Origin of the sequence: Aquimarina sp. AU119 (assembly GCF_900312735.1) — a bacterium.
Classification (GTDB): domain Bacteria; phylum Bacteroidota; class Bacteroidia; order Flavobacteriales; family Flavobacteriaceae; genus Aquimarina; species Aquimarina algiphila.
Genome location: NZ_OMPF01000001.1, coordinates 539,168 through 563,404, shown reverse-complemented (window position 1 = coordinate 563,404; position 24,237 = coordinate 539,168). Strand labels below are relative to the sequence as shown.

Below are 24,237 nucleotides of genomic sequence, written 5' to 3'. Positions count from 1 at the left end.
TAGAATTTAACTTAATAGAAGCTATTTTAAATTAAAAAATCCCTCCTGATTTACTATTACTTTTTATTTATGTTCTATATCTAATCAATTATCAAACATAAAAACGTATTTAATACGTTTATTCTTAAAACTAAACTCTTTTAAACCATGAAACACAAAACATTTATTAGTACTATGATCGTATTATTCTGTGTTAACTTAAGTATAGCACAAGTAATTGAATCACACCGACAAGCCGCCAATGCATTATGGGAAGCCTATGGGAGAAATCCAAGTAATCCCTCACAAATGCCCAATGCAGTGCCGCTCAATGTGAACTCTAATATAGATCAAATAGTAATTGATCCTACTTTTGGTAACCTGGAAACAGCGCTAAAAACTCTTCTGGATAATAATGGTGGAATTCTTCGTTTCAATAATACTGCTCCAGCCACTATTAATTTTAACAATGTTATTCATCTTAATCCGTCATACCAAAATAGAGATAAAGTAAGAACAATTGTAATTCAAGGAAAGAATATCACATTTGATGGTCAAAACAATACTAGTCTTTTTTTGATTAGGGGTAGTGTTAATTTAGTAATTCAAGATGCAAAGTTGACAAATGCCAACTTTAAAGGAGTCTCTCAAGCAAATCTTAAGAGTATCTTTCGTTCTGGTGGTGGTGCGATAGAAGTAGCACAAGCCGGATCATTTTTTGCATCTTTAAGAGTAAGAAACTGCCAATTTATTAACAATAAGGTATCACATTTTAAAGGTATAGGTGAAAACCAAAACGGTGCAGCAATTAGAATTAACAACAAAAGTACTGCAGAGGTATTTGGTTGTAGTTTCAAAAACAACCAGGCAGTTACAGGAGGAGCCATAGGAGCAACTTCAATTGAAAGACTTACTATTATCAATAGTTCTTTTGACTCTAATTTATCTAATGGATATAAATCGACTACTGGTTATATGGATGTAGTAGAGGGTGCTGGTGCTTTACGAGTGGATAGAACAACAAAACCTCTTGAAATCTATGGAACTAGTTTTACCAGAAATTCTGCAAATGTAAAAGTATCAGTAATGGAAGTATTTATAGCTCCGGTTTTTGGGTCTTCACCAGGCTATCCTACCAATGAACCAGCTCTAGTTATTGATAATTGTGAGTTTAAAGACAATACATATAATAATTATGCAGGTGTAAGTAACTTTCAAAGAGCTTTTTTTGCAGGATGTGTTGTTTTTCATGGGGATAGTGCTAAAATGAAGTTAACCAATTCTGTATTTGATAATAATGAAGTAGGACAAGCCAATGTTAGATTAATTAATAATTTTGAATTTAGTAACTGTACTTTTGCAAACACTAAATTTCTCAATGTTGTAGATGCACCACAACAAGGAGCTGTTTTTTTACAAAAAATACCAGAATCAGGGTCATTTAATAACTGTACTTTTTATAAAAATGAACCTAGAAATGGAACTTTTGCCAATGATATCATGTTTTGGCAGAGCACAGTGCCTTCAAGAGTTACACTAAACAACTCTATATTTTACCGTACTAATACAAGCGCAAATATTAAGCAGGTAAAAGCTCCTTTAATGGGGAATGGCAATAATCAATTTATCCCAGAAGCTAATATGTCATTATTTGACGAAGTTTCTACTACAGCTTCAAATAAAACTAATCCTAATATTATTGCTAATAACATAGTAGATATGTGTTTGGGAACTAATTCGCTACCTGCTAATATTGGTGGACTTAATGATTGCTCGGGGACACCACCGCCACCGCCACCAACAGGTATCGCAATTCCGGGAGTTATTCAAGTAGAAAATTATGTAGTTAAAAATGGAGATGTAAAAACTGAAAACACTCCTGGAGGAGGACAAAATCTTGGGTTCATAAGAAATAATAATTATACCGAATATGATATCAATGTTGCTGAAACAGGAGCATATAAGCTAGATATTTTTACTTCTTCAAACGGAGTCGGGGGTAATGTTGTGGTTTCAGTCGGAGGAACAAATTTAGTAACACTAGCAGTACCTGTAAATAATGCATGGCATACTTATAATACCCCGGTGACTGCAAATTTAGATTTGGTTGCAGGGGTTCAGAAAATTCGTTTTACGTATACAGGATCAGCGGGGTTCTTGTTTAATTTTGATCGTGCAGAATTTAATATAAATACTACTACACCATCTACATTAGATTGTAGCAATGCACCTACCGGATTAAAAGTAACTAACACAACTACAAGTTCGATTACATTTTCTTTTGATAATTCGAGTACTGATACCAGGAGATTTGAACTAAGAGCATTTCCGCAAGGTGTTTTTGCCGGAAATATAAACTCTGGAGCAGTTAGTTATGCTGCGGCCGAAGCCGGAAACCCTTCTGTTACTATTAAAGGGTTGCAATCAGGAACGAACTATGATTTTGTATTTAGAGCTTTATGTTCTGGGGGCAACCCGGGAGCTAGTTCGGTTGCTCCTATAGTTATGGCTTCTACAAGTGGAGTATCAACTAAGCATGGAAATGAGGAAGAATTAGGGATTACTGTATATACAAACCCTACCAGAGGGAATGATTTAGAGCTACATGGAGATGTTGAAAATGTAATGTATATATTATATAATTTATCAGGTCAAATCGTTAAAAAAGGTGTTTTAACTACTTCGATAATTTCTACCCAAGGTTTTCCAAAGGGAATCTATATACTTGAGTTAAATAAAGGAACAAAAAGAAAAGTTCTTAAAACCTTAATGCAATAATTTTTAAACTGGATCAAGCCTAAAATTGTGCTTATATAATTTTTAGGCTTGATTTAATTAGTCTTTTAGTGTGCATTATAAACTTTGCTTAGGTAGCAATTAAAAAAAGCCTCTCCAAGTTTATATGGAAAAGCTTCTCATCGGTTTACTACGAAACCACTCACGCTTAGCGTGAGACAACACAACATTTTTAATTGCCAAAAAAAGCTTCAATGTTAATTGAAGCTTTTGCAATTTTGCGGTCTGGACGGGACTCGAACCCGCGACCCCCTGCGTGACAGGCAGGTATTCTAACCAACTGAACTACCAGACCAAGGTCTTATTGCGGATGCAAATATACACCTCATTTTAATACCCGCAAATATTTTTTTTGTTTTTTTTGCAATTATATTTTTTTGTTTAAGCAAATTTCTGTCTTTCAACAAAATAGGTGGTTAATATTTTGTCAAAATCTTTAGTGGTATCTGCTTCAACATACTTAATGCCGTACTGAGCACATTTCATTTTCAAATCATAAAAATAAGATGACACTTCTTTTCGATAATTATCTTTGATATTGTCTGCATATAAATTGATGAAATCACCAGTTTCTACATCCACAAAACGGGTAGGTCGATTACTAAAATCAAAGTTTAATTCTTTTTCACTATCAAAAGTATGAAATAGAATAACCTCATGCTTATTGTATTTAAGATGCCTGAGCGCTTCAAATAACTTTTCTGGGTTAGATGAAGCTTGTAACATATCGGTAAATAAAAATAGTAATGATCTCCTATGTATTTTTTCGGCTATTAAATGTAAAAATTTAAAAGTATCTGTGTTTTTATTATTCGATTGATGAAGTATGGTTTTGTTTAACGTGTTAAGTAACATCTGATGATGTCTTTCACTACCTTTTTCTGGAGCATAATAATCATATTCGTCGCTGTAGATACTTAAACCTATAGCATCACGTTGTTTTTTAAGAATATTCATCAAACAAGCCGTAGCAAGAACTGAAAAACTGATTTTATTCAAAGATCCTAAATGATGTTCTTTTACAGCAGGATAATGCATTGAAGAAGAGTTGTCAATGATGATATGACATCTAAGGTTTGTTTCTTCTTCATATCGCTTGGTAAACAGTTTATCAGTTTTGGCAAAAAGTTTCCAATCAATATGTTTTGTGCTTTCACCATTATTATACACTTTGTGTTCTGCAAATTCTGCAGAAAAACCATGAAAGGGACTTTTGTGCATGCCAGAGATAAAGCCTTCTACAACTTGTTTTGCAAGTAGCTCCAGGTTAGTAAACCCACCGGTTTTGTTGATCTCTTTTTGTATATCCATGATGTAATCTTTTGTATGAAAGATGAGGGGCTATGTCAATTGATTGATGTCAACAATATACGTATTACAAAATAGTATTCATAAAAAAAGGTTTGATCATTGACCAAACCTTTTTTTATATCTAATTGAATTCTCTTACAAAAGTGAATCCAGTGCTTCTGCATATACATTTTTAGGAGAAACTCCTACTTGACGACCTACTACTTCTCCATTTTGGAAAACTAAAACAGTTGGAATGTTTCTTACTCCATACTTAGCTGCAAATTCTTGATTAGCATCAACATCAACTTTTCCTACAACGGCCTTACCATCATATTCATCGCTAATTTGTTCAATGATTGGGCCTACCATTCTACAAGGACCACACCATGCTGCCCAAAAATCAACTAATACAGGTTTATCACTTTTAAGTACTACTTCATCAAAAGTAGCATCGGTTATTTCTAGTGCCATAGTTATTTATTGTTTAAAAAATTCTTACTTATTTTTAATGTTCACAAAATTAGTCAATTATTCTGCCAAAGCTTACACACGTAATATTTGTTTTGACTATTGAGCCATTTGATTTTCTGATACCAAAGGTAAAATAAAATTAAAGATTTAAAATACAATTTAGCCTATGCACTTTGAAAAACATGAAAAAGAAGCATATTCTAGTGACAAAAGAAATGTTTTAAAATAAAATTAACATTATATTTGTGAGTATGAGCCAAAGATAATGAGAGAAACCCAACTACCTTATTGTGATCTTTTTTTCAAGGATACTCATGTGATTTTAGTGATGCATGAGGGGTCTGCTATGACCATAGAAATAGCTGCGGAGATCACATCTATTTTAGAAAGTTACTATAAGGGAAAAAACTTTATATTAATTACCCATAGAAAATTTCCTCACGATATTGATCTTAATGTGTATAAAGGCAGAATATTAAAAAATATGATAGGCTTTGCCATAGTTTCTGATGATCCAGAAGAGATGCAAAGAGCTATGGAAGAACAGTCCTTGTGGGATGAAGCTTTTACTTTTTTCACAACTCTGGAAGAAGCAGAAAATTGGGCCACTAGTTTTTTTGATTAATTTAGTTTATAATACACTGCATCATTTTCTAAAGCAGCCAGTAGTTCTGGTGATATATTTACTTTCTGTTTTCTACTAGGCATATGTAGTTTTAGTTTTTCTGCCATTTCGAATATTACAAAATTTAAAGTATGATTACCAGAATGGTCAGTTAACAAATTCTTTAATCCATCGATTCTATGATCAGAAAGGTCATTAATATCAAGTTGTATGGTTAATTTTCTTGCATAGGTCTCCATTACGTCATGTAATAATTGAAAACTATTAAATTGTACTCTCGGATCTCCTTTTTTACCGGTATCACGATTAACCCATCCTTCCTTTATAAATGCTTTTGCATAAACAAATGTACTTTTTACAAGAAATGGTCTATGTTTAAGGTAATCTTCACCAAAAATTCTAAATTCGTGTGCAGTGTTATAATCTTCGATAGAAAAAGTAGCCCATCCTTTTCCGTTTTTTGAGGTACGGTGTTCTACATTTGTGATAACCCCTCCAAAAGAAATTTCTCTGTTGACATTGCTTTCCAGGTCAGCAAAATTAAGAAGGGTACCATTGCAAAAATATTTCATTTCGTATTTAAAATCATCCAGAGGATGTCCAGAAAGATATATTCCTACTACCTCTTTTTCTCGAGCCAGTTTTTCCATTGTACCCCATTCTTCGCAGGGAGGGACTATAGGTTCTGGGATTTGTACGTCACTTGCTTCTCCAAATAAACTTACTTGTGATGAATTCTCACTCTCTTGATATTTGGATCCATAACGCATTGCTTTTTCTAGAAATGTGACGCCATCGCCTTCTTCGTGAAAATATTGTCCTCTATGGGTGTCGGAAAAAGAATCGAACCCTCCTGCAAGAGCTAAACTTTCGAATGCTTTTTTATTTGCTGCGCGAAGATCAATGCGTTTGGCAAGATCAAAAATAGATCTATATGGGCCGTCCTCTTTTCGATTTTCAACGATTGTTGCTACTGCCCCTGTTCCTACTCCTTTTATAGCTCCCATCCCGAAACGTACCGCACCATCTTTGTTAACCGAGAATTTACGATAGGATTCATTTACATCAGGGCCCAAAACGTCTAGTTTCATACGTTTACATTCCTCCATAAAGAATGTAACTTGTTTAATATCATTCATGTTATTAGAAAGTACAGCAGCCATATATTCTGCGGGATAATGTGCTTTAAGGTATGCTGTTTGGTATGCAATCCAGGCATAGCATGTGGAGTGAGATTTGTTAAAAGCATAGGCAGCAAAAGCTTCCCAATCTTTCCATATTTTTTCTAATTTATCCTCGGCATGACCTTTGGCAGATGCTTGAGAGATAAACTTGGGTTTCATCTTATCCAGAACCGCTTTTTGTTTTTTACCCATTGCTTTACGCAATACATCAGCTTCACCTTTTGTAAAATCAGCAAGTTTTTGCGAAAGCAACATCACTTGCTCCTGATATACCGTGATTCCATAAGTTTCTTTCAGGTATTCTTCGCAAGCCTCAAGGTCATAGATAATTTCTTCGGTACCATGTTTTCTATTAATGAAACTAGGGATATATTCTAGAGGCCCAGGGCGATATAAAGCGTTCATTGCAATAAGATCTGCAAAAACAGTAGGCTTTAGTTCCTTCATGTATTTTTGCATCCCAGGGGATTCATATTGGAACACCCCTACAGTTTCTCCTCGCTGGAACAGTGCATATGTCTCCTCATCGTCTAGAGGAAAGTTTTCTGGATCGAGTTCTACTCCATGTTTTGCTTTTACAATTTTAACAGTGTCCTTGATTAGTGTTAATGTCTTTAATCCCAGGAAATCCATTTTTAGTAACCCTGCATTTTCTACTACCGAGTTATCAAACTGGGTGCAATACATATCAGAATCCTTTGCTAAAGCAACGGGAACGAATTTGGTAATATCATCTGGGGTGATAATTACACCACAAGCATGTATTCCTGTGTTTCTAACAGATCCTTCCAGTACACGTGCCTGGTTTAAAGTTTCTGCTTCAAGATCACTACCTTCTGCTATATTTAGGAGTTCATTGACTTTTTCTAACTCATCACTTCTAAATTTTTTCTTTAGTACAGCCTCGTCAACACCAAAAATCTTTCCTAACTTAGACATATTAGGAATAAGTTTGGCAATTCGATCGGCATCACCAAGAGGTAGGTCTAGTACTCGTGCAGTATCTCGTATAGAGGATTTTGCTGCCATTGTACCATAAGTAATGATTTGTGCTACCTGATTAGCACCATATTTTTCAATTACATAATCCATTACCCGACCACGACCTTCATCATCAAAATCGATATCGATATCTGGCATACTTACACGATCCGGATTAAGAAAACGCTCAAAAAGCAGGTCATACTTTATAGGATCTAGATTGGTGATCCATAAGCAGTAAGCTACAGCTGATCCTGCAGCAGACCCACGTCCAGGACCTACAGAAACATCCATGCCTCGTGCCGCTCTGATAAAATCCTCCACAATCAGGAAATATCCAGGATATCCCGTTTTTTCAATTACTTTTAATTCAAAATCCAGGCGTTCATCAATCTCTGGAGTGATCTCTCCATAACGTTTTTTTGCACCTTCATAAGTGATATGTCTCAGGTATTTGTTTTCTCCACGTTTACCTCCGTCAATCTGGTCTTCTTTAAATTGAAACTCTTCGGGGATATCAAAAGCAGGAAGGAGAACGTCTCTGGCAAGTTCAAAAGGCTCAACCTTATCGATGATCTCCTGAATATTTATAATGGCTTCTGGCAAATCTTTGAATAATGCTTTCATCTCTTCCTGAGTTTTGAAGTAATATTCTTGATTTGGTAAACCATATCGATATCCTCTACCGCGACCGATGGGGGTAGCTTGTTTTTCCCCATCTTTTACACATAATAATATATCATGGGCATTAGCATCTTCTTTTTCGCAATAATAGGTGTTGTTAGATGCTACAGTCTTTATATTATGTTTTTTTGCAAATTCAATGAGTACTTGATTTACTCTATTTTCATCTTCTTGGTTATGACGCATAATCTCAATATACAGGTCATCACCAAATTCCTCGTGCCACCACAAAAGTGCTTCTTCAGCTTGTTTTTCGCCAATATTCAAAACTTTACTAGGTACCTCGCCATATAAGTTTCCTGTAAGCACGATAATATCCTCTTTATACTGTTGTATGACTTTTTTATCAATCCTTGGGATATAATAAAATCCATTGACAAAAGCGGTAGAGGACATCTTGGCTAGATTATGATATCCATTTTTGTTTTTGGCTAACAATACGATTTGATATCCATTATCTTTTCTGGATTTGTCGGTGTGATTTTCACAAACAAAAAACTCACATCCTACAATAGGCTTTATTTCTATTCCTTCAGGTTCCTGCCCATTTTCTATAGCTTCTGCATTTGCAGCTTTTACACTTTTATTGTGATTAGCAACGCCTTGAACAAAATGGAATGCTCCCATCATATTTGCATGATCGGTCATGGCAACTGCATTCATCTTGTGTTTTGCTGTAATTTTAATCAGATCAGGAATACTGGTAGTAGATTGAAGTACTGAGAACTGAGTATGGTTATGAAGGTGTGCAAAATTAGCTTCTTCTAGTGCTGCAATATTATTATTAATCTCTTCCTGAGATAGATCAGATGATCCTTGTTTAGTAAGAGCTTCTTGTATTTTTTGCGAAGCCTTTTTGAGATTAATATGCTTTAAACCGATAAGTTGGATCGGTTCTGGGTGTGCTTCATTAAAATTTTGAAAGTAATCTGATTCTACATCAAGTTCTTCCTGTGTGAAAATTTGTTTACGAATTAGCTCAAGAAAACATCGTGTAGTAGCTTCTACATCAGCAGTGGCATTATGGGCTTCTCCAAAAGCAACACCAAAAAGATGTTGATGTAACTCAGTAAGTGTTGGAAGCTTAAATTTACCACCACGACCACCTGGGATCTGACAAAGCGAAGCAGTAGTTTCTGTACAAGTATCAAGAACCGGAAGATTTTGTAAGTCATTTTCTACGCCTAAGCGATAAAACTCGGCCCCCATTATATTTACATCAAAACCAACATTTTGCCCTACAACAAATTTAGTCTTTGATAGGGCTATATTAAATTTTTCAAGAACTTCTTCTAGTGTAATACCATCTTGTTCTGCTAACTCTGTAGAAATACCATGAATTTTTTCGGCATCATATGGAATATTAAACCCATCAGGTTTTACCAGATAATCTTGGTGTTCAATACAATTTCCCATAGCATCATGTAATTGCCATGCAATCTGGATACATCTTGGCCAATTATCTGTGTCACTAATAGGGGCATCCCATCGTTTTGGTAACCCGGTGGTTTCAGTATCAAAAACTAAGTACATAAAAAGAAGTATTTCTAGAAAATCATCCCTTACAAAGGAGTTTCAAAAATAACCAAAATCAAGAATTCATTTTTCAAAAGTTATCCTTAATTATTAACTAATTCTTTTCTAGTTAATTATGAAGGTAAAATATAATCAATAAAAAAGCTTAGGAGAATAATTCTCCTAAGCTTTAGATATATATAAGTTCTTTTAATGCTTAATTATTACGAGGTGATCCAATTTGAGTACCTATTACACTTGCTCCAGGTTGTGTAATTACCGGGCAGTTAATAATTGCTCCTGTTGCAGTTAATAAATCAGATAATGAATTCGCTAAAGGACTTGGATTTGCATTTCCTCTAAAAGGGATTAAAGTACCATCTGCCAAAAGTTGATTGATTTGATCAAAACTTCTTAGTATTGGACGTTCTGATTCAGGAACTGTAAACTCAGTGATATGTGCATCCCACATAGGAGCATATCTCTCATCACTAGGATCAATTGGGAATGTATTTGTAGGATCCTGCACTTGTCGATCACTTAAGGAAGCCGAATTTAAACCTTGCACTCCAAAACCATCAGTATCTGTAGTTCTACCATTTGCCGTTGGGCTAAAAGGTAACATAGAACCTCCTGGGAATAATCCAAATGTTGGTAAGTTAGCCAATCTTGGAGCAAAAACTCCTAATTCTATAGTTGCTGGTCCTGGGTCAGAAGTATCTGTTACAATATGGAAGTAGTAAGGACTACCGTTATGCCATCCATCCAAAAGTTGCATTACAACAGATGCTTGATCTATAGCAAGGTTTGGATTGTTTAAATCATCTTCTTGAGCAGGGCCATTACCATCTGGATGAGGGATTCTATCATGAATACCAGTGCTGTTAGCTACTAACTGAGCATTGATTACCACCCCACTAGGTAAAACAACATAAGAAGACCATGCTCCATCTGCTATCGCACCAGGATTAACTTCTGCTGGCGGGAAACCAAATAATAATCCATCTGCTGATGTTCCTCCGGCGGTCAAAGATCTTTTTGGTGAAAAATCTACAGATCCTTCAAAAACAAGCCTCCCTTTACGAGTGAAATAAGCATTTTGTTCTCCTCCTGATCCAATTGATGCTGCCATTCTAGGTGAGAAAATAACACCTAACTTTTTAGCCATTTTTTTGTCAGATGCTTCAGTTATAACATAATAACCTTTTCTACGACTTCCATCAGGCAAAGTTTCCCAACCTTGAAACATCGGAAACCTTGCTGTTGGACCTGCCGGAACTACTGACCTATCTATTCGATAATCAATACCTAATACACTTGGTAGAAAGACATTTTGTTCTGCAGTAAAAGTAAGTGCAGGGCGAAATACATTATAAGGAGTTCCTCCATCTCGGCGAATACTGTTTAGTAATAGTTTAGCTTCCTTTAAGGCTTTAAAAGATTGAAAGGATTTTGAATCTGCTACAGATTGATCATCTGTTATTACATTGTCATCATTACTACAAGCTGAAAATAGTGTAGCAGCAAATAGGCTTAAAAGTATTATTCTAAAATTTTTCATGTTTTGTTTTTTTAAATTTTTGTGTCTTTAAAAAAACAATTGGCCAATCGTTTTAAGAGTATCAAAATATTCTTTAGGTTTTGATGTTAATTGAGACGACAGCAATATTTCATACTTACAGAGAAAAAAAATAAAAAATATTGAGATTTATAAGTGTTATGTGTTCAATTTGAAGAAAAGCATTGGTTTTATTGGTCTTTTGGAGGAATGTGGCTTAAGCGAAAAACATAATAAATCAATGATTTTTGCAATTAATTAACAGAATTTTTGCACCTTATAAATGAGATAGAAAAGCGCAAATGTTAGATAGCTAACATATTAGTGCAGGTTTTTAATGTCAATAAAAATGAAAATAAACGATTCGATCTGATTTTTTAAAAAGTGGTCGATTTGATTTTAATTAAAAAAGTAAGGTTTTTAGTTTTAATATTGTATTTGAGGTACAAAAAAAGCTTAAGAGAATTAATTCTCCTAAGCTTTAGATATATATATAAGTTCTTTTAATGCTTAATTAATTATTACGAGGAGACCCGATTTGAGTACCTATTACACTTGCTCCCGGTTGTGTAATTACCGGGCAGTTAATAATTGCTCCTGTTGCAGTTAATAAATCAGATAATGAATTCGCTAAAGGACTTGGATTTGCATTTCCTCTAAAAGGGATTAAAGTACCATCTGCCAAAAGTTGATTGATTTGATCAAAACTTCTTAGTATTGGACGTTCTGATTCAGGAACTGTAAACTCAGTGATATGTGCATCCCACATAGGAGCATATCTCTCATCACTAGGATCAATTGGGAATGTATTTGTAGGATCCTGCACTTGTCGATCACTTAAGGAAGCCGAATTTAAACCTTGCACTCCAAAACCATCAGTATCTGTAGTTCTACCATTAGCTGTAGGGCTAAAAGGTAACATAGAACCTCCTGGGAATAATCCAAATGTTGGTAAGTTAGCCAATCTTGGAGCAAAAACTCCTAATTCTATAGTTGCTGGTCCTGGGTCAGAAGTATCTGTTACAATATGGAAGTAGTAAGGACTACCATTATGCCATCCATCCAAAAGTTGCATTACAACAGATGCTTGATCTATAGCAAGATTTGGGTTGTTTAAATCATCTTCTTGAGAAGGGCCATTACCATCTGGATGAGGGATTCTATCATGAATACCAGTGCTGTTAGCTACTAACTGAGCATTGATTACCACCCCACTAGGTAAAACAACATAAGAAGACCATGCTCCATCTGCTATCGCACCAGGATTAACTTCTGCTGGTGGGAAACCAAATAATAATCCATCTGCTGATGTTCCTCCGGCGGTCAAAGATCTTTTTGGTGAAAAATCTACAGATCCTTCAAAAACAAGCCTCCCGTCATCGGTCCAAGTAGCGTTTTGTTCTCCTCCAGAACCTATAGCTTCTGCCATTCTAGGTGAGAAAATAACCCCTAATTCTCTTGACATTTCTCTATCAGATGATTCTGTAATTACATAATAACATTCTCTAGGCCCACTAGGTGTAGTTTCCCAACCTTGAAACATCGGAAATCTGGCTGTTGGACCTGCCGGAACTACTGATCTATCTGTTCTAAAATCAATACCCAATATACTTGGTAGAAAGACATTTTGTTCTGCAGTAAACGTAAGTGCAGGATTGTCTGCATTAAAAGGAATTCCTCCGTCTTGTCTAATACTTTCTAACAATAAACTGGATTCTGATACTACTGGTGGTTCTACTACTATTACTGCATCATCGTCACTACAGGCGGTAAAGATTGAGGCTGTTATTATACTTAAAAATATTAATTTTAACTTTTTCATTTTTGTGTTTTTTAAATGTTTGTGTCTATTAAAAAAAACAATTGGCCAATCGTTTCTATGAATCAAAAACTGATGTTTTAATTTTGATATAAGTTGAGACGACAACAATATTTTGTACTTACAGGATAAAAACTTACAGAATAAGTAAAATTTATGGATATTTTCTTTGCGATAAGTAAAAAGTATCTTATTCTAAAGGGTTTAGGATGGAAAACTGATCAAATATTTTTTTTCAAAAACAAATGTTTTTATTGAAATATTAGTAATTAATTAACAGAATGATAACGTTTTGAAAGAGAGATTGAAGTCCGTAAATGTTAGGTAGCTAACACATTTAGAGGGAGTTCGGGAATTTGTATTTATAGTCAGAACATAAAAATTCTTCTACATCGTTTATGACAACCTTTGAAATTTTTAATTCTTAAAAATTAAAAAGCGCTCATTAATTTATATGAGCGCTTTTCATCAAAGTTGAGTGATATTTAGGGGTAATTATACGTTTAATATCCAAAATCAAAGGAACCTTCTGATACTTCGACACCACTTCTGGTACTAAATTCGAAACTTCCGCTAATACATTTTGATTCAGTATTATGTTCTGTGATTATAAGTTTTCCAGATGAGGCCGATGATTTGTCCTTATCTAGTGCATATGAAGCACTATAATTTCCTGACCCAGATAATGGATATTCTCCTGGAGCTACATCTGCTAAAAATACTACAGTAATTTCCTCGGTTTCATTACTTGCAGTAATTAATATAGAAGCGTCATCAACACCAAATAGTTTGGCGGTATGATTATCGGTAATCATTTCAGAGTCGTTAACCATAGCAGTTAATGATGCATTAAGCAAACAAGGGTTGATTTGTTCGGTAACATTGTCTTCTTCTTCGATCACTCCATTTTCGAGTGGGAGTCTATAAAACCATCCATCACTAAAATTCAAGATGTTACCTTTATCATCTTTAAGGTTTTTAAAAGTAAAATTACCAGAAACCTCATTGTTATAAACTTCTGTTATTGTTACTTGTCCTGTGGTCTCTCCGTTTTTTGAAAGAAATTTTGTTTGGTTTTTCTGAAAACTGGCTTTACTTACCGTTTTTTGCGAAGTTTTATACGTTCCTACTTTGGTTGATGTAGTGGTAAAACTTATAGATTGATCTCCTGCACTTCCAGATATTACTAAAGTTCCATCGTCATAGATAACAGCTTTTTTAAGGGAAGTTCTAAATAGTTCTCCATCAACTTTTGCTTGAAGAGCAGGATCGTTGATTTCGATATCGGTTGAACAAGAAGTAAAAATTAAGCAGACTACTGCCATTAATAGAGTAATTTTTTTAATCATAGTATGGGGCTTTAGTATGATTTTTTTACGGAATTACCGTAATTACATCGTTATGTGTACAAACATAAAGGTAAAATTTCAAGAAAACAATTTTTTGATCGAAAAAAAGCATATTTAATCGATGAAATACACAAAACAGGCTTTAGTGAGAATAAAAAGTAGGTTAAATAGTCGTTTTTTGTTTAAAAATCTACTTTTGAAATGTTCTTTTTTTAGGATCAAAATATAAATATTTGTAGTTCAATGAATAAACTTCACTTCAATGACTCTTTTTAGTTAAAAAAAGTTATCTTTGCGCCCTTAATTATAAATAGGGTCGAGTACCCAAAAATTAATTTTTATGCCTGTTAAAATCAGATTACAAAGACATGGTAAAAAAGGGAAACCTTTTTACTGGATCGTAGCAGCGGATGCTAGATCAAAAAGAGATGGTAGATTTCTTGAAAAATTAGGTACGTATAATCCTAATGTAAACCCGGCAAGTGTTGACTTAGATGTTGATGGAGCTGTAAAATGGTTACAGAATGGTGCACAACCTACTGATACTGCAAGAGCAATTTTATCTTATAAAGGAGCTTTGCTTAAAAACCACCTTGCAGGTGGAGTAAAGAAAGGTGCTTTAACAGAAGAACAAGCTGCAGAAAAATTTGAAGCTTGGTTATCAGAAAAAGAAGGAGCTGTTAATTCTAAGAAAGAAGAATTAGCAAAAGCTGATGCATCTGCAAAAGCAAAAGCACTTGAAGCTGAAAAAGAAGTTAATGCAAAACGTGAAGCTGCTGCAAAAGCTGAAGAGGCAGAAGCAGAAGCAGAAGAAACTGTAGAAGCTGCCGCTGAGGAAGCAGAAGCAACTACCGAAGAAGTAACCAAAGAAGCTAGCAACGAGGAAGAATAGTTGCAATTATTAACGATGAAGAAAGAAGAATGCTTCTATCTAGGAAAAATCGTAAGTAAATTTAGCTTTAAAGGGGAGGTATTAGTAAAACTAGATACCGATGAACCCGAAAGTTATTCAAGAATGGAATCAGTATTTGTTAATTATAACAATAATCTGGTTCCATTTTTTATTGAAAGATGTGCTTTGCACAAAAGCGATTTACTACGTATAAAATTTGAAGATGTAGATACAGAAGAGGATGCGGATGACCTTATGAAGGCTGAGCTGTATCTTCCACTTACATTATTACCTAAACTTGATGGAGATCAGTTTTATTATCATGAAATCATAGGTTTTAAAATTGTTGATGCTTCTTTTGGAGAAGTAGGAATAATTAAAGCTGTAAATGATACAACGGCTCAGGCTTTGTTTGAAATTGATCACAATGGGACTGAGATTCTTATTCCTATGAATGATGAGTTTATTGATAAGATAGATAGAGAGTCCAATGTGATTCATGTCAAAACTCCCGAAGGATTGATAGACCTTTATTTGTAATACAGACCTTTTACTATACTTTATAGGATTAATATTTTCAATATCTTAATTAGGATGATGTCAAAGCCTTTTAAATTTAAAGAATTTACTCTTCATCAGGATCGTTGTGCTATGAAAGTAGGAACAGATGGGGTTTTACTGGGAGCCTGGGTGCCAATTGATGGTGCTGTGGATTCGATTTTGGATATCGGTACAGGAACGGGAGTAATTGCTTTGATGTCAGCCCAACGTTCTAATGCAGAGGTTATAGATGCTCTCGAAATTGATGCAGATGCCTATGAGCAGGCAGTAGAGAATTTTGAAGCTTCATCCTGGGGAGATCGGTTGTTTTGTTATCATGCATCCTTTCAGGAGTTTATGGCAGAGATAGATGATCAGTATGATTTGTTAATTAGCAATCCTCCTTTTTATAGAGAAGATTATAAAACCTCAGATACCAAAAGAGATATGGCCAGGTTTGAAGATGCTCTTCCTTTTGAACATTTGTTAGTAGGAGTATCAAAATTACTATCAGATCAAGGAAAATTTGCAGTAATTGTACCCTATAAAGAAGAAGAGCGTATTATTGACCTTGCTTCACAAGTAACATTATTTCCCCTTAAGATTACAAGAGTAAAAGGAACTCTTACTTCAGAAGTTAAGAGGAGTTTATTGTTATTTGATCGAGAAAAGAAGACTCCCGAAATTGACGAATTGATTATTGAAAATACTCGTCATGAATATACTAAATCCTATATTGATTTGACTAAAGATTTTTATTTGAAAATGTAATACATAAAAAAAGGAGAGTTTGTTAAAACTCCCCCTTTTCCAAAATTCAATCACTCTATGGAATTTAATTTATTGCACTATAAATTAAAGTCTTATTTGTCATCAAAAGATGTTGTTATTTGGTAATCCAATTACCTTCTGCATCACAGAAAACTTCCATCTCTTTTTCTCCTTGTTTTAATACTAATCTAAATTCTGATGCGTCTTCTTTAGCACCTGCTTTTTCGATAGTTGCTCCTGCAAAATCTTTAGCTACTGCATCAATTACAGGTTGAGGTAAATTTTCTATGGCTAAATCGATATATTTATCCTGAACCGGAGCATTTACTTCTGTATCATTAGAAGCTACTTCTTGAGCAATCATATTTTGAGTTCCTACTAATAATCCTAAGGCTAATACTGGTAATACAAATAATTTTTTCATCTTGTTTAAGTTTTAATTTTTTAAATCCTTTATTGTTATACTATATCTATATAGAAGAATTATGCCAGAGCTTTTGAAATGTTAATAAAATGTATTTAAAAATCTAATTACCAGTCGTTTATATTTTTATTTGATAAGCTAAACTTCTTTTTTTATTGCTTTTTTGTGTGGAAAAAAACGTTGATCTGCGGAATTTATACACGGAATTGAACCACTACTGTATAATTAAATATTTCATTCTTTTGAGTTCATGTAGGTTCGTATTCTAAAATAAAAAAAGGAGAGTCGTTAAAACTCTCCTTTTTCCAAAATTCAATCACTCTATGAAGCTTAATTTATTGCACTATAAATTAAAGCTCTTAGTTTGTTATCAACATTTATCCTTTGATGTTTCCTTCTGCATCAAGAACAACTTCTGAGGTCTTTTCTCCTTGCTTTACAGTTACTTTAAATTCTGAAGCGTCTTCTTTGGCTTCTGCTTTTTCAATAGTAACATCTGGCATTTTACTGGCTATAGCATCTAAAACTGGTTGGGGCAAATTTTCAACTGCTATTTCAATAAATTTATCTTGAACCGGAGCATTTACTTCTGTATCATTAGAAGCTACTTCTTGAGCAATCATATTTTGAGTTCCTACTAATAATCCGAAAGCTACTACTGGTAATACAAATAATTTTTTCATCTTGTTTTAGTTTTAACGTTCTTTATGCTATACCTATATAGAAGAATTATGCCATTGGAGAATTGAGGTTTGAAATTAAAGATCAATACATTGTTTTTCAACAAGTTAATGATGTTTTTGCATTGAGTTGATTTTTATTGATCATGTCTTATTTGTGTAGAAAAAAGATGTGATCTGCGGAATTTATACACGGAATATTAAAAAAACATACTTATTCTTACTATGATGGAGTTTAGTGATTTTAGATCTTTATTATCTTTTTACAATAAGATTACTTTGTGAATTACAATTGAAACGTACTACCCTAAATATTTCATAAAATTTATATGCATTAAAATAAACTTCATAAATTTTATTTCTCTTTAAATTGTTGTGCATTAATCAATTTAATAATCATTAGGTAATCCATATGAATTCAATTTATCAAGATAAATATTATGATCACTTTTCAAAAAGAAATGATATAGATCCTCCTCAATTTTCGAGAGATGAAAACTATATGATGCGCTTCAATACGCAATTGCCTAGTTATAAGTTTGATGAAAATAGCTTAACTATCATATATTTTAAAACTGGTGCCGGTAAGTTATATTGGAAAGATAAAAGACTTATTATTAATGATGATAAATTTGTAATTACAAACCCTAGTCAAGGGTGGGAGTATATAAACAATGAAGCAGATTATATTGATGTTCTTAGTTTTGTCGTATCTGACGATTTTCGGACACAATTTAATTTTTATTCAAGAGCACATCAAAAACAATTATTAGATACACCTTTTGAAAAAATTGAAGAAGATTCCTTTTTTCTTGAAAGTCCACTTAACGCGAAGTATTATTATTCAGGAAAATTATTACAAGAAACTCATCGTTTAAGTAACAGAGTAGGGTATGAATTTCTATCACCACAAGAATTAACTATAGAAATTCTCAAATCATTATATATTGATCAGGTACATGGGTATAAAATAGCAGCTAAGATTGAATCAAAAAAGAATTCTACCAAAACAGAAACACTTAAAAGACTATTAGTAGCCCGGGAGTTTATCCATGATAATATAAAAGAACAAATACGTATTGAGGATTTATCTAAGGTATCTTCACTTTCAAAATTTCATTTGTATAGTTCATTTAAGAATGTATTCGGAAAAACCCCTCATCAGTATATCAATAGTTTACGATTAACAAAAGCAAAAGAATTTTTGAGAGATACAAATTTTTCTGTAAGTGAAGTATATTCTATTCTTGGATTCACTGATTTACCATCATTTAGTAAAATGTTTAAAAAGGCTTATGGTATATCTCCATCAAATTATAATAAGTCTAATCAATTTTTACATAAAAAGTGATTTTTTGACAACTACAAGTTTTATAATCTCGATAGTTTTGAATTACTCAAAAAACCAAAACTATTATGAAGAAGATCTGTACAATGCCAATACCTTTGGCTTATAGAGTTGCATGCCAATACTTTACTAAAGGCAAGGAATTCCTTTAAATATCTTTTTTGTTTAGTACTCTTTCATTGGTGATTCCTGAGTTAAAATTTTCATTCATTCATATTAATCAAAAAACAAACATTATGAGAAAGTCAATCTTTTTTTATTCAATGCTGCTATTTACTATTCACTTCGGAATAGCACAAGTTTATAATGGTAATATAGTACTTACCACACAAGCAGAGATAGATGCTTTTAATTATACCGAAATCACAGGGTCTTTAACCATAAGAGAAGTTTCTCCTGGAGCAATTAATAATATTACCAATTTATCTATACTTAAATCAATAGGAAGTATTAGAATTGAAGGTAATTCAGTGTTAAACGATATAGATGGCTTATCCAATTTAACAAGTTTTGGATTTGGATCAGTCAGTATTGTAAATAATGCATCTTTACAAAATATCAATGGTCTTTCTAATGTTCGTTCTGAAGTAGGTTTTATTAGAATTGAGAATAACGAATTATTAGAAAATATTGATGGCCTAGCTGGTTTGTCAAGTTCAGAATTTGATGGAGGTGGATTAATAATTTCTGATAATTCCTCTTTGAGAAATGTAGACGGTTTACTGGGTATAACAACTGTCCTTGATATTTTTACGATTAGTGGAAATCCAGAATTAGAAAATTTAGATGGGTTGTCTAATGCAGCAACTTTTATTTTGGTAGAATTTGGTTTTGTTCTTACAAATAATGTGAATTTACGTGATGCTTGCGGTATTGTACCTTTGTTAAAATCTTATTTAGATGTAGGAGATATGTTTATATTTTCTATAGAGAATAATGGCCCCAATGCTAGTACTACAGAAACGATTCTAAATTTTGATTGTTGTATGAAATTTGAAGGCGACCTTGTGCTAAGCTCTCAGGAAGAAATCGATAATTTTAATTATTGTGAGATTACAGGTAGCCTAATCATCAAAGAATCAGTAACAAATAACATTACTGATCTTAGTAATTTGTCTAAGTTAGAAATACTGGGATTAGACCTGAAAATAGATAGTAACGCTGCTTTAACAACAATCAATGGATTTGAAAATTTAACTTCGATTAGAATTATTGATATTAGAGATAACGCATCACTTGTTAATGTTCAAGGATTTACTAAACTCACCAAGTTAGATAGTTTTGTCGCTTTTAGGAATAATGTATTAGAAAATATAGAAGGGTTATCAAAGATCAAAATACTCAGAGATTTCAAGATAGTAGTTAGTAACGTGTCAAACTTACCAGATTTAAGTAATTTACAATCCATACGAGGAGACTTAAACCTGGATGGAACAAAAATTAACGATTTAAGTGCTTTACAAAGTTTACAAAATATTGGGAATATCTTTTTGTTCCGTAATTCATTATTAGATAATATAGATGGGCTTTCTGGAGCTGCAATTAATAGTATCGTAATACGAATTACACAAAATCAGGCATTACGTAATGTAGATGGTCTTACTGATTTCTCTTCGATACGTGCAGATGTAATTATAGCGCATAATGCTGAACTAGACAATCTAGATGGACTTTCTAATTTAAGATCTGTAGGAGGGAGACTTATTATTGTTAATAACCCTATTTTAAGAAATGCTTGTGGCATTGTTTCACTACTCAATATTCCTGGTTCAGTTACTGGTGAAATTAGAATTGCAGATAACGGAAGTAATACAAGTAGTGTGGATGTAATTATTGAGAATTGTACAAATAAAGTTCAAACTACAAATACAATTCAGTCATCAAAACTATACATATACCCTATCCCATCCAATAGAAATCAGGTCTATATAAAGAATGGAAAAGAAAATACAGAATATCAGATTGTATCATTTTTAGGAGAGGTAGTAGCAGAAGGTACTATTAATAGCAATAATCAACAGGTCATTTTTTCCAGATCGTTACAAGAAGGAGTATATTTTGTTAGAATAACAGACGGACAAAAAGTTGAGAACAGGACTTTAGTAGTAAACTAACGTTGTTTAAATTTTTAGGTTCGATAAAATCCCAGTCTTGTATGGACTGGGATTTTTGGTTAAGACTTTTATTTTTTGGGTTATAAAGCGTTATTTATGTCAAATTTTTTAAAATTCAATAAAATGAGCTACTCTTTTTTTAGTATTTACATTTGTTTCACATTTATATGTGTTAATTTTGATAATACTGCAAAATACATTGTAGAACAAGATAGAATTCACAATATAATACATAGAAACTGATGAAACCTGATCTTTTTGAAGCTCCTGATTACTATAATTTAGATGAACTACTTTCTGATGAACATAAATTGGTTCGTGATGCTGCTCGTAGTTGGGTAAAACGTGAAGTGTCACCTATTATTGAGGACTATGCGCAACGAGCCGAATTTCCAAAACAGATTATCAATGGACTTGCAGAGATAGGAGCATTTGGACCATATATACCAGAAGAATATGGGGGAGCTGGTTTGGATCAGATCAGTTATGGTTTGATTATGCAAGAGATAGAGCGAGGAGATTCTGGGGTACGATCTACATCTTCTGTACAATCCTCTTTGGTGATGTATCCCATCTGGAAATATGGTTCTGAAGAGCAGCGAAAAAAATATTTACCCAAACTGGCTTCAGGAGAATTTATGGGCTGTTTTGGACTCACTGAACCTGATCATGGCTCTAATCCAAGTGGTATGACCACTAATTTTAAAGATAAAGGAGATCATTATTTACTTAATGGCGCTAAGCTATGGATATCTAACGCGCCTTTTGCAGATGTCGCTGTGGTTTGGGCAAAAAATGAAGAAGGGAGGATTCACGGACTTGTTGTAGAACGGGGAATGGAAGGGTTCTCAACACCAGAAACTCATAATAAATGGTCACTTCGTGCTTCTGCAACTGGAGAATTAATCTTTGATAATGTAAAGGTGCCAAAAGAAAATTTACTGCCTGGAAAAAGCGGATTAGGTGCACCGTTAGGCTGTTTGGATTCTGCACGCTATGGTATTGCCTGGGGTGCTATTGGTGCAGCTATGGATTGCTATGATACTGCTTTGCGATATGCTAAGGAACGTATTCAGTTTGATAAGCCTATTGGAGGGACACAATTACAACAAAAGAAACTGGCAGAGATGATCACAGAAATCACCAAAGCACAACTTTTGGCTTGGCGATTAGGGGTTTTGCGAAATGAAGGAAAAGCGACGTCGGCTCAGATTTCTATGGCAAAACGTAATAATGTAGATATGGCGATCAATATTGCCAGAGAAGCCAGACAAATCCTTGGCGGAATGGGAATTACAGGCGAATATAGTATCATGCGTCATATGATGAATCTGGAAAGTGTAATCACTTATGAAGGAACACACGATATTCACTTGTTAATTACAGGGTTGGATATTACCGGTATTTCAGCATTTAAATAAAAGTATTCATCCCACGAATGGATTTAATTCGTGGGAATATGTTTCTTCTGTAAAAAAGCCAAATTTAAAACCAACTTCTTCGGCATATACAAAGCTTTGAATAGAGATGTCATACTCTATGGGTGCATTTAGTTTTTTCATCATATTGATGGTACGGTAGAGTTTGGTTCTGGAGATTCTTAATCTTGCTGCCAATTCTACAGGGTTTCCCGTGGCCTGTAAACGAATTAATTGATCGATTCGCTCCATAAGTTCAATGTGCTTGATAATAACGTTCATAATTATTTCTTTGTTAGTGACTGAATGATTTTGAATAAGCAATATGTATTTGCGGGATTATATAAGTGTATGTTATGGTTTTAGACTTTGTTACCCGATATCATGTTAAAATTTTTCTTAGTGAAACTCGATTTTGAGAAATTACATAGCAATACATTCAAAATAGATAGTTGAACTAATCCTGCTTTTTCAGTTGGATATCTGGTCAGGGGGTATTTATTAGCTGAAAAAAAGCACATGTTCATGGTTCACTCTAAAATGAAATATTTGGATATAGAGGTATATACTTTTGTGTTATATCTAATTGAATAATGAAGAAACTACTATTCTTACAGTCCGAAGTAAAAAATCCATTTGCGTTATATGAAATTATGCTGAAGGAAGGTGCAATCCATTGGGATAAAGAAAATAAAACCTGGGTTTCATATTCTTATGATGCATGTACTACTATTTTAAATAGTGCTGATGTACTTATTCCGCAAATTGATGGGAAGAATGTACACCAATTAAATGAATTCGCATTACATATAAAAAATGGTTTAGTTCGATTAAGTAATGGTATGCAGCACGAAATAACCAGAGAAATTGCAATGTCTTTATTTGATGGGATGAAAAAAATAAGCATTGATCTGACTTTGCAATCTATATTATCAACTACAGCAAAAAATAACAAAGTAGACTGGGTTGATACAATTTGTAAGCAGCTTCCTGCTTTAGTGATTTTGCAAAGTTTTGATTTTGGAGACGAAGAATGTGATCTTATTTTAGGAGAAATAGAGCTACTCAAAATGATAATGTTGCCTCATAAAAATAAAGAACAAGTAGCTAGAATTAATAGCAGTGCTGAGCGAATTTTTAAGATCATAGAAAACCACATATTAGAAGTACAGTCTGGTTTGGTTAGTAGGTTAGTCATGAAGTATAAATTAGAATATAATGACGCTGTTTTTTTGTGCATAAGTAACCTGATAGGTCTTCTTATTCAGAGTTATGATGGATGCAGAGGGATCCTAAGTAATGCAATATTGAGGATACTAAAATCCAAAGAGTTTAGTGAACAAAAATGTATTCATCAAGAATGGGTAGAAAAAATGGTGATAGAGACCTTAAGATTTGATCCCCCGTTTCATCATACAAAAAGAATAGTTGGCAAAGATATGGTAGTTAATAACATTACTATTAAAAAAGGAGCGTCTATAGTTGTAATGCTTGCAGCCGCTAATCGGGATAAAAAGAAATTTAATAACCCTAACAATTTTAGTATCAAGAGGCATAATACTAATGAATCCTTAACCTTTGGTATGGGGAGTCATATGTGTTTAGCAAAACACTTTTCTATACACCTGGCAACAGAAACGATATACCATTTTCTTAAAATGTATAAAACAATCACACTACTCGAAAATGATGTGCAGTATGAGCCTGTAATGCATGCAAGACTTCCTAAGCAAATAACACTATCTTTTTAATACCAATTCAAAATGCAAATGAGATATGATAACCAAAAAAATAAA

18 protein-coding genes and 1 tRNA gene are annotated in these 24,237 nt (G+C 33.5%); 9 read left to right on the top strand and 10 right to left on the bottom strand.

Annotated elements, in window-relative coordinates:
• Nucleotides 1-147: 147 nt before the first annotated feature.
• On the top strand, nt 148-2,757 hold the full coding sequence (locus DK442_RS02310) for a carbohydrate-binding protein (protein WP_109434219.1): 2,610 nt from the start codon (nt 148-150) through the stop codon (nt 2,755-2,757).
• Nucleotides 2,758-2,996: 239 nt separating this feature from the next.
• On the opposite strand, the gene DK442_RS02305 is transcribed toward DK442_RS02310, so the two are convergent.
• From DK442_RS02305 to trxA, 3 genes are all read right to left on the bottom strand, one after another.
• Nucleotides 2,997-3,070: transfer RNA gene (locus tag DK442_RS02305), tRNA-Asp, on the bottom strand.
• A gap of 86 nt (nt 3,071-3,156) precedes the next feature.
• Nucleotides 3,157-4,086: a DUF58 domain-containing protein gene (locus tag DK442_RS02300; protein ID WP_109434218.1), complete on the bottom strand. Its 930-nt coding sequence runs from the start codon at nt 4,084-4,086 to the stop codon at nt 3,157-3,159.
• Between the two features lie 135 nt (nt 4,087-4,221).
• Nucleotides 4,222-4,539, bottom strand: a complete 318-nt coding sequence (gene trxA, locus DK442_RS02295) for a thioredoxin (protein ID WP_103865399.1) — start codon at nt 4,537-4,539, stop codon at nt 4,222-4,224.
• A gap of 265 nt (nt 4,540-4,804) precedes the next feature.
• Between trxA and DK442_RS02290 the strand changes: the two genes are divergently transcribed.
• Nucleotides 4,805-5,164, top strand: a complete 360-nt coding sequence (locus DK442_RS02290) for a hypothetical protein (RefSeq protein ID WP_109434217.1) — start codon at nt 4,805-4,807, stop codon at nt 5,162-5,164.
• Here DK442_RS02290 and dnaE read toward each other — a convergent pair.
• From dnaE to DK442_RS02270, 4 genes are all read right to left on the bottom strand, one after another.
• Nucleotides 5,161-9,546: a DNA polymerase III subunit alpha gene (gene dnaE / locus DK442_RS02285; RefSeq protein WP_109434216.1), complete on the bottom strand. Its 4,386-nt coding sequence runs from the start codon at nt 9,544-9,546 to the stop codon at nt 5,161-5,163. The genes DK442_RS02290 and dnaE overlap by 4 nt on opposite strands.
• Nucleotides 9,547-9,745: 199 nt before the next feature.
• Nucleotides 9,746-11,089 (bottom strand): hypothetical protein, encoded by a 1,344-nt coding sequence (locus DK442_RS02280; RefSeq protein ID WP_235010889.1) that lies wholly within the window; start codon nt 11,087-11,089, stop codon nt 9,746-9,748.
• 511 nt (nt 11,090-11,600) lie between these two features.
• On the bottom strand, nt 11,601-12,908 hold the full coding sequence (locus tag DK442_RS02275) for a hypothetical protein (RefSeq protein WP_235010888.1): 1,308 nt from the start codon (nt 12,906-12,908) through the stop codon (nt 11,601-11,603).
• Nucleotides 12,909-13,408: 500 nt separating this feature from the next.
• Nucleotides 13,409-14,254 (bottom strand): DUF6252 family protein, encoded by an 846-nt coding sequence (locus DK442_RS02270; protein WP_143919141.1) that lies wholly within the window; start codon nt 14,252-14,254, stop codon nt 13,409-13,411.
• Nucleotides 14,255-14,594: 340 nt separating this feature from the next.
• Here DK442_RS02270 and DK442_RS02265 point away from each other — a divergent pair, with 340 nt between their 5' ends.
• From DK442_RS02265 to DK442_RS02255, 3 genes are read left to right on the top strand one after another with little or no spacing between them, the layout of a single operon-like run.
• Nucleotides 14,595-15,146 (top strand): 30S ribosomal protein S16, encoded by a 552-nt coding sequence (locus DK442_RS02265; protein WP_109434214.1) that lies wholly within the window; start codon nt 14,595-14,597, stop codon nt 15,144-15,146.
• Nucleotides 15,147-15,161: 15 nt separating this feature from the next.
• Nucleotides 15,162-15,686: a ribosome maturation factor RimM gene (gene rimM / locus DK442_RS02260; protein ID WP_109434213.1), complete on the top strand. Its 525-nt coding sequence runs from the start codon at nt 15,162-15,164 to the stop codon at nt 15,684-15,686.
• A gap of 57 nt (nt 15,687-15,743) precedes the next feature.
• Nucleotides 15,744-16,457, top strand: coding sequence for a tRNA1(Val) (adenine(37)-N6)-methyltransferase (locus DK442_RS02255; RefSeq protein ID WP_109434212.1), 714 nt, complete (start codon nt 15,744-15,746; stop codon nt 16,455-16,457).
• Nucleotides 16,458-16,572: 115 nt separating this feature from the next.
• Here DK442_RS02255 and DK442_RS02250 read toward each other — a convergent pair whose 3' ends face one another.
• Together DK442_RS02250 and DK442_RS02245 are read right to left on the bottom strand one after the other, a co-directional pair.
• Nucleotides 16,573-16,881, bottom strand: a complete 309-nt coding sequence (locus tag DK442_RS02250; protein WP_109434211.1) for a hypothetical protein — start codon at nt 16,879-16,881, stop codon at nt 16,573-16,575.
• Nucleotides 16,882-17,258: 377 nt separating this feature from the next.
• Complete coding sequence (locus DK442_RS02245) at nt 17,259-17,564, bottom strand: hypothetical protein (RefSeq protein WP_109434210.1); 306 nt, start codon at nt 17,562-17,564, stop codon at nt 17,259-17,261.
• A 409-nt stretch (nt 17,565-17,973) separates the two neighbouring features.
• On the opposite strand from DK442_RS02245, the gene DK442_RS02240 reads away from it, so the two are divergent.
• The 3 genes from DK442_RS02240 (at nt 17,974) to DK442_RS02230 (ending at nt 22,444) form a co-directional block, all read left to right on the top strand.
• Entirely contained in the window at nt 17,974-18,912 is a 939-nt protein-coding gene (locus DK442_RS02240) for an AraC family transcriptional regulator (protein WP_109434209.1), read from the top strand.
• A 233-nt stretch (nt 18,913-19,145) separates the two neighbouring features.
• Nucleotides 19,146-21,023 carry a T9SS type A sorting domain-containing protein gene (locus tag DK442_RS02235; protein ID WP_109434208.1) on the top strand — a complete coding sequence of 626 codons (1,878 nt, stop codon included), beginning with the start codon at nt 19,146-19,148 and terminating at the stop codon, nt 21,021-21,023.
• Nucleotides 21,024-21,265: 242 nt separating this feature from the next.
• Nucleotides 21,266-22,444, top strand: a complete 1,179-nt coding sequence (locus tag DK442_RS02230) for an acyl-CoA dehydrogenase family protein (protein ID WP_109434207.1) — start codon at nt 21,266-21,268, stop codon at nt 22,442-22,444.
• A 6-nt stretch (nt 22,445-22,450) separates the two neighbouring features.
• On the opposite strand, the gene DK442_RS02225 is transcribed toward DK442_RS02230, so the two are convergent.
• Nucleotides 22,451-22,723: a DNA-binding protein gene (locus DK442_RS02225; RefSeq protein ID WP_143919052.1), complete on the bottom strand. Its 273-nt coding sequence runs from the start codon at nt 22,721-22,723 to the stop codon at nt 22,451-22,453.
• A gap of 311 nt (nt 22,724-23,034) precedes the next feature.
• Between DK442_RS02225 and DK442_RS02220 the strand changes: the two genes are divergently transcribed.
• Entirely contained in the window at nt 23,035-24,192 is a 1,158-nt protein-coding gene (locus DK442_RS02220) for a cytochrome P450 (RefSeq protein ID WP_109434205.1), read from the top strand.
• Nucleotides 24,193-24,237: the final 45 nt, after the last annotated feature.